The 12,860-nt window shown below is 53.2% G+C and carries 15 protein-coding genes; 13 read left to right on the forward strand and 2 right to left on the reverse strand.

The window, feature by feature from the left end; all coding sequences use genetic code 11:
- Positions 1 to 21 precede the first annotated feature (21 nt).
- Genes BU251_RS01875 through BU251_RS01895 form a run of 6 tightly spaced genes read left to right on the forward strand, consistent with a single transcriptional unit; the run spans position 22 to position 3,692 of the window.
- A complete protein-coding gene (locus BU251_RS01875) occupies positions 22 to 819 on the forward strand; it encodes an outer membrane lipoprotein-sorting protein (RefSeq protein ID WP_228767830.1) in 798 nt (265 codons plus the stop codon).
- Positions 816 to 2,105, forward strand: a complete 1,290-nt coding sequence (locus tag BU251_RS01880) for a hypothetical protein (protein WP_128699209.1) — start codon at positions 816 to 818, stop codon at positions 2,103 to 2,105. Before BU251_RS01875 ends, BU251_RS01880 begins: the two co-directional genes overlap by 4 nt.
- 44 nt (positions 2,106 to 2,149) lie before the next feature.
- The gene (locus BU251_RS01885) at positions 2,150 to 2,605 is read left to right on the forward strand and encodes a hypothetical protein (RefSeq protein WP_128699210.1); all 456 of its coding nucleotides are present in this window, start codon (positions 2,150 to 2,152) and stop codon (positions 2,603 to 2,605) included.
- Between the two features lie 31 nt (positions 2,606 to 2,636).
- Entirely contained in the window at positions 2,637 to 2,801 is a 165-nt protein-coding gene (locus BU251_RS09385; RefSeq protein WP_164908814.1) for a hypothetical protein, read from the forward strand.
- 6 nt (positions 2,802 to 2,807) lie between these two features.
- Positions 2,808 to 3,239: a nucleoside deaminase gene (locus tag BU251_RS01890; protein ID WP_128699211.1), complete on the forward strand. Its 432-nt coding sequence runs from the start codon at positions 2,808 to 2,810 to the stop codon at positions 3,237 to 3,239.
- A gap of 60 nt (positions 3,240 to 3,299) precedes the next feature.
- The gene (locus tag BU251_RS01895) at positions 3,300 to 3,692 is read left to right on the forward strand and encodes a class II SORL domain-containing protein (RefSeq protein WP_128699212.1); all 393 of its coding nucleotides are present in this window, start codon (positions 3,300 to 3,302) and stop codon (positions 3,690 to 3,692) included.
- Positions 3,693 to 3,762: 70 nt separating this feature from the next.
- Here the strand turns inward: BU251_RS01895 and BU251_RS01900 are convergent, their stop codons facing one another.
- Together BU251_RS01900 and BU251_RS01905 are read right to left on the reverse strand one after the other, a co-directional pair.
- Complete coding sequence (locus BU251_RS01900; RefSeq protein ID WP_128699213.1) at positions 3,763 to 4,398, reverse strand: YqaA family protein; 636 nt, start codon at positions 4,396 to 4,398, stop codon at positions 3,763 to 3,765.
- Positions 4,395 to 4,937 carry a hemerythrin domain-containing protein gene (locus BU251_RS01905; protein ID WP_228767831.1) on the reverse strand — a complete coding sequence of 181 codons (543 nt, stop codon included), beginning with the start codon at positions 4,935 to 4,937 and terminating at the stop codon, positions 4,395 to 4,397. The genes BU251_RS01900 and BU251_RS01905 overlap by 4 nt, the downstream gene beginning before the upstream one ends.
- A 266-nt stretch (positions 4,938 to 5,203) precedes the next feature.
- Between BU251_RS01905 and BU251_RS01910 the strand changes: the two genes are divergently transcribed.
- From BU251_RS01910 to BU251_RS01935, 7 genes are all read left to right on the forward strand, one after another.
- A complete protein-coding gene (locus tag BU251_RS01910) occupies positions 5,204 to 6,172 on the forward strand; it encodes a M48 family metalloprotease (protein ID WP_128699214.1) in 969 nt (322 codons plus the stop codon).
- Between the two features lie 9 nt (positions 6,173 to 6,181).
- Positions 6,182 to 8,104, forward strand: a complete 1,923-nt coding sequence (locus BU251_RS01915) for an ABC-F family ATP-binding cassette domain-containing protein (RefSeq protein ID WP_128699215.1) — start codon at positions 6,182 to 6,184, stop codon at positions 8,102 to 8,104.
- A 554-nt stretch (positions 8,105 to 8,658) separates the two neighbouring features.
- Positions 8,659 to 9,426, forward strand: coding sequence for a TorF family putative porin (locus BU251_RS01920; RefSeq protein WP_128699216.1), 768 nt, complete (start codon positions 8,659 to 8,661; stop codon positions 9,424 to 9,426).
- Between the two features lie 60 nt (positions 9,427 to 9,486).
- Entirely contained in the window at positions 9,487 to 10,863 is a 1,377-nt protein-coding gene (locus BU251_RS01925) for an ammonium transporter (protein WP_128699217.1), read from the forward strand.
- Positions 10,864 to 10,927: 64 nt separating this feature from the next.
- Complete coding sequence (locus tag BU251_RS01930; protein ID WP_128699218.1) at positions 10,928 to 11,266, forward strand: P-II family nitrogen regulator; 339 nt, start codon at positions 10,928 to 10,930, stop codon at positions 11,264 to 11,266.
- A gap of 59 nt (positions 11,267 to 11,325) precedes the next feature.
- On the forward strand, positions 11,326 to 11,475 hold the full coding sequence (locus BU251_RS09390) for a hypothetical protein (protein ID WP_164908815.1): 150 nt from the start codon (positions 11,326 to 11,328) through the stop codon (positions 11,473 to 11,475).
- A gap of 150 nt (positions 11,476 to 11,625) precedes the next feature.
- Positions 11,626 to 12,852, forward strand: coding sequence for an ammonium transporter (locus tag BU251_RS01935; protein WP_128699219.1), 1,227 nt, complete (start codon positions 11,626 to 11,628; stop codon positions 12,850 to 12,852).
- Positions 12,853 to 12,860: the final 8 nt, after the last annotated feature.

The raw sequence follows: 12,860 nt of genomic DNA on the forward strand, positions 1-12,860 counted from the left end.
GTGTTTTTACGGAGGACGACTATGAAAAGGATGTTTTTTGCCGTGTTTGGTTTAGGGCTTCTGCTGGGGACGGCCGTTGGCGCCGAGGCTGGTGATCCGTCGGCAGACGAGATCGTCAAAAAGGCCAATCACATCGCTTACTATGAGGGTCAGGATGGCCGCGCCAGGGTCGAGATGACCGTGACGGACGCCCAGGGGCGCACCCGCCAGCGTGTGATGACTATCCTGCGGATGAACGTCGGAGACGACGCCGAACAGAAATATTACGTCTATTTTCACAGGCCCACAGATGTTAAGGGAATGGCATATATCGTCTGGAAGCATTTGGACAGAGATGATGACAGATGGCTGTATCTGCCGGCCTTGGATCTTGTGCGCAGGATCGCGGCTTCGGACAAACGCTCCAGTTTTGCTGGCACCAACTTCCTGTATGAAGACATTTCAGGCAGGAGCCTCTCTTTGGACACGCATGAGCTCATGGGCGGCGATGACAAGACATATCAGATCAAAAACACGCCCAAAGACGGCAATGCCGTCGAATTCTCTTATTATGTGACATGGATCAATAAGGACAATTTTGTCCCGGTTAAGGCCGAATATTATGACAAGGAAGGTAAATTATACCGTCGCCTGGAGGCTTTGGAGACCAAGGACGTTGGAGGTTATTTGACCATCACAAAAATGAAAGCCGAAGATCTCAATGCAGGCAGTTCGACCGTTGCCTTGTTCAGCCAGATTGAATACGACATCAAGATGGGAGAAGATATCTTCACGGAGCGCTACCTGCGCAAGCCTCCTCTCCAATGGATCCAGGAATGATGCGCCGCGGCTATTCCATTATCGCATGCGCCGTCCTGGTTTCTTTCGGCGTCCTGGCGCCCCATCTTTATGCCGAGCCTTTGCGTTGGCACGGTTTTTTTGAATACGCCTTCGGCGGGCGGTGGGTGGAGGACCAGACCAAGCATGACAACTACAACATGCTTGAACAGCGGCTGCAACTTAAAACCGATCATTTTTTTACGGGGGAAGATCTTCTGGGCCGGTGGAAGAGTCAGTTTGTTTTTAAGGGCGACTTCCTGGTGGATGAATATTTCGGCGGCAAGACGGATTTCGATCTGCGCGAATGCAATATGGTCATGAGCCCGACGCATTTCCTGGATGTCAGGGTCGGGCGGCAGGTGTTGACATGGGGGACGGGGGATTACCTTTTCATCAACGATGTGTTCCCCAAGGACTACGAGTCTTTTTATATCGGCCGCGATGACGAGTATTTGAAGAAGCCGTCGGATGCGGCGCGTTTTTCTTTTTATTCGGACATGGCGAACACCGATTTTATCGTTATTCCGCGCTTTGAACCGAATACCCTTCCCGACGGCCAACGCCTTTCGTTTTTCGATTCTTTCCAGAGAGGGATCTCCGGCACCAACTCCGACCGTTACCTGGTGGAGCCGGGGTGGCAGGCCAAGAATTTTGAGTATGCGATGAGGGTTTTCAGGAATTTCGGATCGGCCGAAGGCGCCTTGTATGTCTTCCGGGGATTTGATCCGTCGCCGCGCAGCTATTTGAATGAGGCCGACAGAGAGCTTTTTTATGAGCGCCAGGATGTTTTTGGCGCCAGCCTGCGGGGGCCTTTTGCCGGTGGGATTGGCAATATCGAAGCAGGATATGTGCATTCTCCCCAAGACGATCACGGCGACAACCGTCTGATCGAGAATTCCATGTTCAAGGCCATGGCAGGATACGAGAAAGACCTGGGGCACGACTTGAAGATTGGTTTCCAGTATTATTATGAAGAGAAACTGGATTACTCGAAGTATGCGGCGGCCCTCCTGCCGTTGGATTATTTCTGGGACCAGTATTATCACCTGTTGACCAACAGGATCACCAAGCTTTTTAAAAATCAGACGGTGGCTGTGTCTCTCTTTACATTTTTTTCTCCATCGGATCTGGATGGTTATTTCCGTGGTTCCGTGTCTTACGATCTGACAGATCAATGGAAGATGATTTGGGGGGTCAATATCCCCTGGGGCGGCGACACCCATACGGCATTTGCCCAGATGCGCAGGGACAAGAATGTTTACATCCGGGTAAGGTATAGTTTTTGAAGGGCGGGTATTTTATTCCGCCGGAGGCGGAGGAAGGAGGGCTCATGATGAGGACGAAGGTATTGACGTGGTTGGCGGTCGTTGTGGGGTTTGTGTGCCTTGCTGGCAGTTTTGTTGCGGCTTCAGATTGGCCGGACTTGGCGCCGGAACCGGAATTGCTGTCGCCGACAGGGGAAGTGGTCAATTTGGCCGACAAAAAGACCCTGGAATTCAAGTGGAGTCCGTTCATCGGCCGGATGTGGGAAAGACAGTATTACGATTTCAGGCTTTATAAAGGGCGCCAGACGACAGAGGCCAATCAGCTGATCGCCAAGCAGATACCTAAAGATCAGTATTCGTTTACGGTCGATGCCGGCATCTTTCAGGACGGCGAGGTCTATACATGGGGTCTCAGGCAAGTTTATATGGACAGAAAGAGCGAACAGGCGTATTCTTCTTTTAAGGTTGAAAAGAATGCCGGGAGCGCTTGCCCCACGGGGGATGCGAAGGCAGGAGAGTGAAGTTTGCGTGACGAAAACAAAGGAGGTTCGTGTGGTTGAAAGAGGAGAATTCCGAGGTAAGCCTGTTCTTATCCTGAAAAGGAGCGAAGATGAAAGATATCCGTTTTCTTTCGGGTTGAGCAAGGCTAAGTTGATCCTTGAGCACATTGAAGATATCAAAAAGTTCGTTGAAGACAACAACAAGCCCAGCGCATAGCCGTTTATGGATGGATTCATGCAGGTTGCTTTCGATGAGGCGATGCAAGGTCTCAAGGAAGGCGGCATCCCGATAGGTTCTGTCCTTGTGAAGGCGGGCGAGGTGATCGGCCGGGGACATAACCGTAGGGTCCAGCAGGGCAGCCCGATTTTTCATGCCGAGATCGATTGTCTCCAACGGGCCGGCAGGGTCGGGTCCTATGAAGGCACCGTCCTATATTCGACCTTGATGCCATGTTACTTGTGCGCCGGGGCTGTCGTGCAGTTCGGCATCAAGAAGGTCGTCGTCGGCGAATCCCGCACCTTTGCCGGGGCGAGGGACTTTATGCAGAAGCACGGCGTCAGCGTGACGGACCTTGACCTGAAAGAGTGCCGGGAGCTGATGGAGGATTTTATCCGCAAGCACCCGGATCTCTGGAATGAGGATATCGGGAAGTAGATTTTGCTCCTTATCCCAAATTCCCCGCCGTCTATTTTACGGATACCAGAAAGGACCTTTATGGCTATCAAAGACCTGTTTCAAAGCGCAGACTGGAAGAAAGAAAAGCATGTTCCCGTGATCGAAGCCCCTGCTCAAGCGAAAAAGGGCGAGAACGTTCGCGTAACGGTGAGCGTCGGTAAAGAAATCCCGCACCCCAACAAGACAGAGCATCATATTTGTTGGATCGATGTGTATTTTCATCCGTCGGGAGAAAAATTCCCTTACCAGGTGGGGCGTTTGGAGTTTACTGCCCACGGCGCTTCGATCGAAGGGCCGGACAAGAGCACCGTCTATTCGCATCCGGAAGGGGTCGTCGTGTTCAAGACGGACAAGCCCGGTAAGATCCTGGCTGCGTCTTACTGCAATATCCACGGTTTGTGGGAGGATTCCAGGGATTTGAATGTCGTTTAGGTAGGGTTATTTTTGGGCTGGACACAAAAGACCGCCGTGCTATCGGCGGTCTTTTGTCGTTGGATAAGGATCAATGGTATCCGTATTTGATGACCATGATGCCGGCAATGACGAGGAGGATGAAGATAATAGAGAAGATATTGAAATATCTTTCGATGGAGTCGGCTATTTTTTTGCCGAAGATGCGCAAGGCGGCGGCGACCAAAAAGAACCTGCCGGCCCGGCCGACGATGGAGGCGCAGATAAGCGTCAACAGAGGGATGCAAAAGAGGCCTGCGGAGATCGTGAAGGCTTTGTAGGGAATAGGCGTGAATGCGGCGGCAAAGATGGCCAGGAAGGCATTCTTGCTGAACTGGACGCCGATGAAATCAACGGCGGCCTCCAGGTGGTAGGTGGCCACGATCCATTTGCCCACGGTTTCGTAAAGCCCCCAACCGATAAAATATCCAAGCAGCGCGCCGCACACGGACCCTATGGTGCATATCAAGGCGTCCCGCAGCCACTTTTTGCGGTTGGCCACGACCATGGCGATCAACAGGACGTCCGGCGGAACGGGAAAAAAGGAGCTTTCCATAAAAGCGATGCCGAAAAGAGCGGCTGGCGCCCTGGGGGTGCGGGCCCAGTGCACGGTCCAGTCATAGGATTTGCGGATCCATGCCAAGGGGTTCAAGGCCGATACGAGGGCGGCGCGGGTAGGCTGGGTCATGAGGCGGCTTCCGGGAAGTTTTCGACGACCTGCGCGTATTTTTCGTGGATCATGTTGCGGTCGAATTCCTTGAAGTCTTCAAGCATCTTGTTTTTTTCCGCATCGGAGAAGTAATTCATGACGGGAAGAAAGAACCGCTTGTCTTCTTTTTGAATGTGGGGCGGATAAAACGCCGTCAGCGTCCGGATATTATCGGTGACGTCTTTGAGAGCGCCCGGTTGTTTTGAAAATCTTTGGGCCGCTTCCTGGAGGTCTTTGACTTTTTGGCGCGCGAAGATATGCTCCCGGATGAGCTCGTCTAAGATCGTCTTGTGCTCTGCGTTCAGCTTTTTTTCGGCCAGGGCCTTGAAAAGGATGTTTTCTTCTTTGCCATGATGGGTCCTGTCCGCGTAAGTCCTGAAAAAATCAACGGCCTTTTCGATAAAAGACGGATTAAATGTCTTTTTCGCCTCGATCTCTCCAAGGCCTGATTTCATGATGCCGATCATTTTTTCGATCAGCCTATGTTCTATCATCAGGGGGCCTGCAGGCAACATCATTTCCTCTCTTTCTTCTTCTGCTGCCTATATTAACCAAGTCGCGGGGGATTGTCAATGGGGCGAAGGGTGATATAATAAAAGCCCTGTGTTTGTCTTCCGGCCGCCCTGTCGACCGGTCGGCCTATCGCCAGGGGCGGAAGATTTTAAAAAGAAAGACCCCTTGCCTAAACGCTTGTCCATTTCACTCACAAGCACCAGAGGCGTTCGTGAAATGGACCTGCGCAGGCAGGGGTAATTCCGCCAGAGGCGGAATTAAGGAGGTTTTGATGATATCGCTTAGATTGAGAATGTATCTTTTGCTCGCCGTTCTTTTCGGCGTCGTCTATATGATCGTGACCGTCATCGGCACGAGCATGGGGATGGATAATTTTTATTTCTATCTCGGCGTCGCCTTCGTGCTGATGGCGATCCAGTATATGGTGGGGCCGAAGCTGGTCGAGTGGTCCATGCATATCGAGTATGTGGACCGCGCCCGTTATCCGGAACTGCATGAGATGGTCGAAGAGCTGACGCGCCGGGCAGGCATCCCTAAGCCCAAGATCGGCATCGCGCACGTGGGGCTGCCGAATGCCTTTGCTTTTGGCCGGTGGATGTCCGACAGCCGCGTCTGTGTCACGGACGGCATTTTGAAATTGCTGAATAAAGAGGAGTTGCGCGCCGTTCTCGGCCATGAGTTGAGCCATGTCAGGAACCGCGATGTCCTGACCATTACAGTTTTGTCCGTGATTCCCATGGTCCTATATCGTATTGCATGGTATTTTCTTTTCTGGGGCGGCGGCCGCCGGCGGGATAATTCAGGCGCCAATACGGCCCTCATCGGCCTGGCGGCCCTCTTGTTTTATTTTGTGACGAACCTCTTGGTTCTTTACGCGTCGCGTATCCGGGAGTATTTTGCAGACAAAGGATCTGTATCTCTCGGGAATCCTCCTGAAAGGCTTGCCAGCGCCCTCTATAAACTGGTGTATGGTTCCGCCCGCATGGATAAGGAGGCTCTGAGGGATGTCGAGGGCTTGAAAGCTTTTTTCCTGAATGATCCTTCCTGCGCCTCCAGGGAAATCAGCGAGCTCCGTCAGATCGATATGGACCATTCGGGCACGATCGATGCGGACGAGTTGGACGCTATACGCAGAAAAACAGTCCGCCTGACGACAGGCGACAAGCTCATGGAGTTTATGAGCACTCATCCCAATATGCTTAAACGGATCAAGGCATTGTCCGGCTATAGGAACACATAGGCTGCTTGTATGATTTTTATCAACAATCTTTCCAAAACTTACGGTAAGAAGACCCTTTTCGAAGACATCTCGCTTAATATCAACCGCGGCGAGAAGATCGGTATGGTCGGTCCCAACGGCGCCGGCAAGAGTACTTTTTTTCATCTGCTCCTGGCGGATGCGGAGCCCTCGGCAGGGACGATCCAGACTCAGAAGGGCGTCCGTATGGGTTATTTGCCGCAGGAGTCGAGTTTTCCTTCAGAGCATACGGTCCTGGATGAGTTGACGCGCGGCGACGAGGGGATCCTGAAGTTGCTGAAGGAGAAAGAGGATCTGGAGCGCGCCGATCAGGCCGCGTCCTATCGCTACGGCGAGATCCTCCACGAGCTCGATGTCCTCGGATATTTTGAATTGGAGCACAAGGCTGAAAAAGTGCTCATGGGCTTGGGTTTTAAAGAAAGGGATTTCAACCGGCCCATCACGCAGATGAGCGGCGGCTGGCAGATGCGCGTGCTTTTGGCCAAGCTTCTTGTCCTGCCTTACGATATCCTGCTTTTGGATGAACCGACCAACTATCTGGATTTGAACGCGGCCTTGTGGCTGAAGAGTTATCTGGCCGGCTATAGCGGGACGTTTTTGATGATCTCCCACGATAAGTCGTTTCTGAAGGAAGTGACGAATTATACGCTTGTGCTTGAGCATGGCCAAATCACAAAAGTCACCGGCAGTTATGAGCACTACGAACAATTGCGCGAAGAGCAGCGCCTGACCATGGCGAGGCGTTTTGAGCAGCAGGAGAAGAAGCGCAGGCAGTTGGACCGGTTCATTACGCGTTTCCATGCACAGCCCAACAAAGCCGCGGCTGTGCGCAATAAACGCAAGGCCATCGAGAGGATGGAGGAGATCGTTCTGCCGCCGGATGTGCGCGAGAGTATCCGCATGTTTCATTTTCCACGCACCCGGCCGAGCGGCCACCGCGTGCTCAAGCTCGAGAAGATCGCCAAATCTTATGGGGATATCCGTGTATATCAGGACCTCGATTTTGAGATCGAGCGCGGGGAGAAGGCCGTTTTGGCCGGGGAGAACGGCGCCGGAAAGTCAACGCTGTTGAAGATCCTGGCCGGCGTCATTGCTTTCGATTCCGGAAACCGTCAGGTCGGCCATAACGTCGATATCGGCTATTTTTCCCAGACGCGGCTGGATACTCTTAATCCCGAGAATACCGTGTTGGAAGAGGCGTATAACGCTGCGCCCGGCACCATGTCTCAGGAGGCGCTTCGCACGATCCTTGGGGCATTCCTTTTTTCAGGCGAGGACGTCGATAAAAAGGTGAGTGTTTTGTCGGGAGGAGAAAAGAGCCGTTTGAACCTGGCGAAATTCCTTATCCATCCGCCGAACTGCCTCTTTCTGGATGAGCCGACGACGCATCTGGATGTGGATGCCGTGGATGCGCTCATTCGGGCGCTTGAGCATTATGAGGGAACGCTGGTATTTATCAGCCACGATATCCATTTTGTCAGATCGGTGGCCAATGTCGTTTATGAGGTGAAAGACGGCGGTGTGCGCAAGTTCTTCGGTAATTTTGACTATTACCTGGAAAAACGCGAGCAGGGTGTGACGGAGTTTAAACCGAAGAAACCCAGGCCCGGAGGGGAGAAAACGCGCCTGCAGATGGAGCGCGACAGGGTCCGGCAGGAGGAGAAGCAGAAGAAAGAAGAAGAGCGCAGGCGCAAAGCGCATAACACGGCCATAGGCAGCGAGATACAGAAACTCAAAAAAGAAAGAGAAGGGCTTGAGTTGGAGAGCTATGCCAAAGCACGCGCCCTGGCCGATTCGAGGACATATGCCAACCAGGCCAAGGCCAGAGACTATGGCCAGCGTCTCAAAGAGATTGAATCGCGATGCCGCTCGATCGATGCCGAGATCGCAAAGCTGGAAAAGAAACTTGAGTGAAAATTTTCAGGTTATTTTTTGTTTGACCTCTTGACATTCCTTTTTTGTATGCTATAGTTATCTCGTAAGGCACAGTGTGTGTGTCAAGTTGCAAAGAGGCATTCTCCGTCGGAGAATGCCTCTTTTTTTCGCCCCAGAAAGGGGCGCACTGGCTTTTCCGTTTGAGCCAGGTGGCCGCAGAAAGCGGCATACCGCGCCAAGGGTGGCGCACTTGCCCAATCATTCAATAAGGGCAAGGTGCCGCGCAAATCAGCGCGGAATAAAGTGTAAAATTGAAGCGGCTATTGAAGCCGCACAGGATAGAGACGTCCAAAGAGACTAAAGAAGTCTTTTTGGACGTTTTGTTTTTTCCGGACTCGTCCGGAAAAAACAACCCGCCAGCGATTTGTGGCGTCCTCCACTGAAGCTTCGGCGCCTGCCTGCCGGTAGGCAGGGGCGGCCGCCGAAGCAGTGGTGGCGGCCGGGTAGATCATTTGGGCACATGGCCGTGCTCTTGACCAAGAATTGAAAATGCAAACCATATGCCAAAAAAGGATACTTACATGAGTCGGCGCATGCGTAAATCATTTGAGTTTGTCCTATGTTCTTTGTTCGCCTTGGGTTGCGTGGGGAGTGTTTTTGCAGAGGGAGGAGAGGGGTTATTTTCCAAACTCGGGATCACGGCCTCGGGCGCTATTGATTTTTACTCGAAATATATCTGGAGGGGTTTTACGCTCGACCGCGATCCTGTTGTCCAGCCTTCCTTTAATGTGGGTTATAAGGGCTTGACCTTCAGTTTTTGGTCGAACTGGGATGCGGATAACGAAGACGGGCTGAATTCCGATGAGATGGATTTCATTGTGGATTACACAAAGAGTTTCGACAAGTTTAGCGTGTCCGTAGGGCACACCTATTATGACTTTCCTGGGACGAACGGATACAGCAGGGAATTCTATGCCGGCGTAGGAACACCGGTGATCCCGTTTACGCAGATACCGATTTCTACAAGCCTCAAGTTTTACAGGGATTACGGCTCAACGGAAAACGGCGGCGGAGAAGGGAACTATCTTGAGTTGGCGTTGGCATATAGTACGGTTGTCATGAAGGATCCGGGGATTTCTCTCGACTTGGGCGTAACCACAGGGTATAACCACCATCTCTTTATTAATGGAGACGGCGGCCAGGCGACCATGAGCGCAGGGCTCACGGTCCCTTTGACGAAATCACTGTCATTCAAACCGAAGGCAAACTATACGATCCCTTTTGCCGACCTCTCGGCCTCTGATGATGGCAGCCAGAAATCACGTTTCTGGGGCGGGTTCAGTTTGGCGTATACGTTCTAACAGGATTATTTCTTGATGAGAGACTTTCGAGGATACGATGCAGGGGGAAAGGTGGTTCTTATGAAAACATTACGGGGAAGAGTCCAAGGCGGTATCGGGTTGGCGGCGATCCTGCTGGGATTTGCGCCTGTCGTCTGGGCGGCGGATCCGAACGGGGCTGCGACGCTTGCCGCGACGCCGACGGCTCCGGTCGATTATGTCTGGGTGCTGTTGTGTGGTTTTCTTGTGTTTTTTATGCAAGCCGGTTTTGCGATGGTAGAGACGGGGTTTTGCCGGGCCAAGAATGCGACGAACCTGATGGCCAAGAATACCATTGATTTTGTCGTCGCGTCCCTCTGTTTTATGGCTTTTGGTTTTGCCTTGATGATGGGGCAGGATTATAAAGGACTTTTTGGGACGACTGGGTGGTTCTTGCACGGCGATAGTTACGACGTCGGAAGATATCTCCTGTTTTTTTGGCAGCTTGTCTTTGCAGGGACGGCCGCTACGATCGTCTCGGGAGCCGTAGCCGAACGCCTGAAATTCAGCGCGTATTTTTTATACAGCCTCGTTGTCAGCGCGCTGATTTATCCTCTTTATGGCCATTGGGTTTGGGGCGGGGGATGGTTGGCAAAGCTTCCCTTCGGCGCCGGCCATGTTGATTTTGCCGGTTCGGGAGTCGTTCACACTATCGGCGGTTTTGTGGGTTTAGCCGGCGCTATTCTTCTTGGGCCCAGATTCGGCAAGTTCGCCAAGGATGGTAAACCAAGGGCAATCCCGGGCCATAGTATCACCCTGGCCGCCCTAGGGACTTTTATTTTGTGGTTTGGATGGTTTGGGTTTAATCCGGGTTCGACATTCTCCGCTCACCAGCTGCGCATCGCCGTCGTGGCCGTTAATACCAACCTGGCTGCAGCAGCCGGTGCGGCAACGGCCATCCTGGTGGTTTTTGCGCGGACGAAGAAATGGGACGTGGGCATGATGCTTAACGGCTGTCTGGCGGGCTTGGTCGCCATCACGGCGCCTTGTGCATGGGTCGAGGCGTGGGCTGCTGTTGTGATTGGCATTGTGGCAGGCTTTCTTGTGGTCGCCAGCGTTTATTTCTGGGAGGCGAAAGGCGTTGATGATCCTGTGGGCGCAGTCAGCGTTCATGCCGTGAACGGCGTCTGGGGCTTGCTTAGCGTCGGCCTATTTGCCGACGGGACCTATGGCTTGGCAACGACCAGCGCGCCTCTCGTGCGGGGATTATTTTACGGCGGCGGCTTCGGCCAGCTGATTGCGCAGGCGATCGGTGCGGCGGTTTGCGTGACCTGGGCGTTTGGCCTCGGACTTTTGACGTTCAAGATCATGGATAAGCTGTTCGGGATCCGCGTGGCTCCGGAGGAAGAGCTTAAAGGATTGGATATTCCGGAACACGGAACGCCTGCGTATCCGAACTTCGTCACCCTCAATCAATAATCATGAAAGGCGGCGGCGCGCCAAGAACGGCGTGCCGCCGGCCATCCTTCAAAGAGGTGCCGTTATGAAAAAAATAGAAGCAGTGATCCGCGCAGAGAAACTGGACGATGTCATGGAGGCTTTGAAAAGCGCAGGCGCGCCAGGATTGATGGTGACGCGTATCGAAGGGCATGGCCGCCAGAAAGGTCTCACGGAGCAATTCCGTGGCAGGGAATTTAAGGTGGATTTGTTGCCGAAGATCAAGGTCGAGACGGTCGTGCGCGATGCGGATGCGGCCAGATTCGTGGACATCATCGCCAGGGCGGCCAAGACGGGTGAGATAGGCGACGGCAAGATCTTCGTTTCCGCCGTGGCCGACGTGATGAGGATCCGTACCAAAGAAATGGGGGATGGCGCCGTCTGAAATCCGACGAAAGACCATTGACGCCTGCGGCCATGCAAAATCCGGAGCTGATACGCAAGATGAGGCTGTTAAAAGCCCAAAAGGAGTATACGCTTTACGATCTGTCGCGCATTCTGGATGTCCAGGTGGCAACTATCGAGCGTTGGTTCAGGACGGGCCGGATCAATAAAATTTATGCCAGACTGGTGCAGGAGAAGTTGAGCCTTTGATGGTTTAGGGCGATAGCCGGAGGCGCTTAAAGGCGTCCCAAAAACAGGAAGGAGGTATTATTTTATTTTGTATTTGTTCAATTGATTACGCATGGTACTTCAAGATAGCGGGAAGTCTAATCCCGTCAAAGGCGGGATGGAAAGGTCCATATGAATGCAGGTGATACAGCGTGGGTCTTGATGTCGTCGGCGCTTGTGATGCTGATGACGCCGGGTCTTGCTTTTTTTTACGGAGGCATGGTCCGCAGGAAGAATATTTTGAGTATCCTGATGCAGTGTTTTATTATCTTGTGCGTCATGAGTCTCCAGTGGGTTTTGTTCGGTTACAGCCTTGCGTTTGCTCCAGGCAACTGGTTTATCGGCGGTCTGCAGTGGCTGGGCTTGAACGGCGTCGGCCAGGAACCGTTTGTGGAGTATGCAGCCACTATCCCGCATATGGCGTTTATGATTTTTCAGGCGATGTTTGCCATCATCACTCCGGCGTTGATCATCGGCGCATTTGCCGAACGCATGAAGTTTTCAGCCTTCGTCGTATTTACGCTCTTGTGGGCGACGCTCGTGTATGACCCGGTTTGCCACTGGGTCTGGGGTGTCGGCGGCTGGATTCGCAATCTTGGGGCGCTGGATTTTGCCGGCGGGACGGTCGTCCACATCAACGCCGGCATCGCGGCGCTGGTGACGGCTCTCGTCATCGGCCGCAGGAGATGTTTGGATAAGAACGTTCCTTCTCCGCACAACCTCCCGTTTGTGGTTTTAGGAACGGCCCTTTTATGGTTCGGCTGGTTTGGGTTTAACGCAGGCAGCGCGTTGGGAGCCAACGGACTGGCGGCCAATGCTTTTGTCGTGACCAATACTGCGGCGGCAGCTGCCGGTTTGAGCTGGGCCCTGATCGAATGGTTCCGTGTCGGCAAGCCGACCATGTTCGGCGTGGCGTCGGGCGCCGTGGCGGGCCTGGTGGCCATCACGCCTGCGGCCGGTTTTGTCGGCGTTGTCCCGGCCGTCATCATCGGGCTTATGGTCAGTGTTTTCTGCTATCTGGCCGCAGCCATCATCAAGCCGAAGATGGGATATGACGACGCCCTCGACGCTTTCGGCGTCCACTGCGTCGGCGGTATCTGGGGCGCCCTGGCGACGGGATTGTTTGCGTCCAAGGCCGTTAATGCCGCGGGCGCGGACGGTTTATTTTTCGGCGGATCAGGGTTGTTCCTCAAACAGTTGCTGGCGGTGGGCGCGACTCTCGCCTATGCCGTTATGGTTACTTTCATCCTCTATAAGATCGTTGACGCCCTGCTGGGGATACGGATCGAGGAGAGGGAAGAAGAGATAGGCCTGGATCTGTCGCAGCACCATGAACGGGCTTATACGATGATAGAATAATCAAGGCA

It is taken from the genome of Candidatus Velamenicoccus archaeovorus, assembly GCF_004102945.1.
Lineage (GTDB): Bacteria > Omnitrophota > Gorgyraeia > Velamenicoccales > Velamenicoccaceae > Velamenicoccus > Velamenicoccus archaeovorus.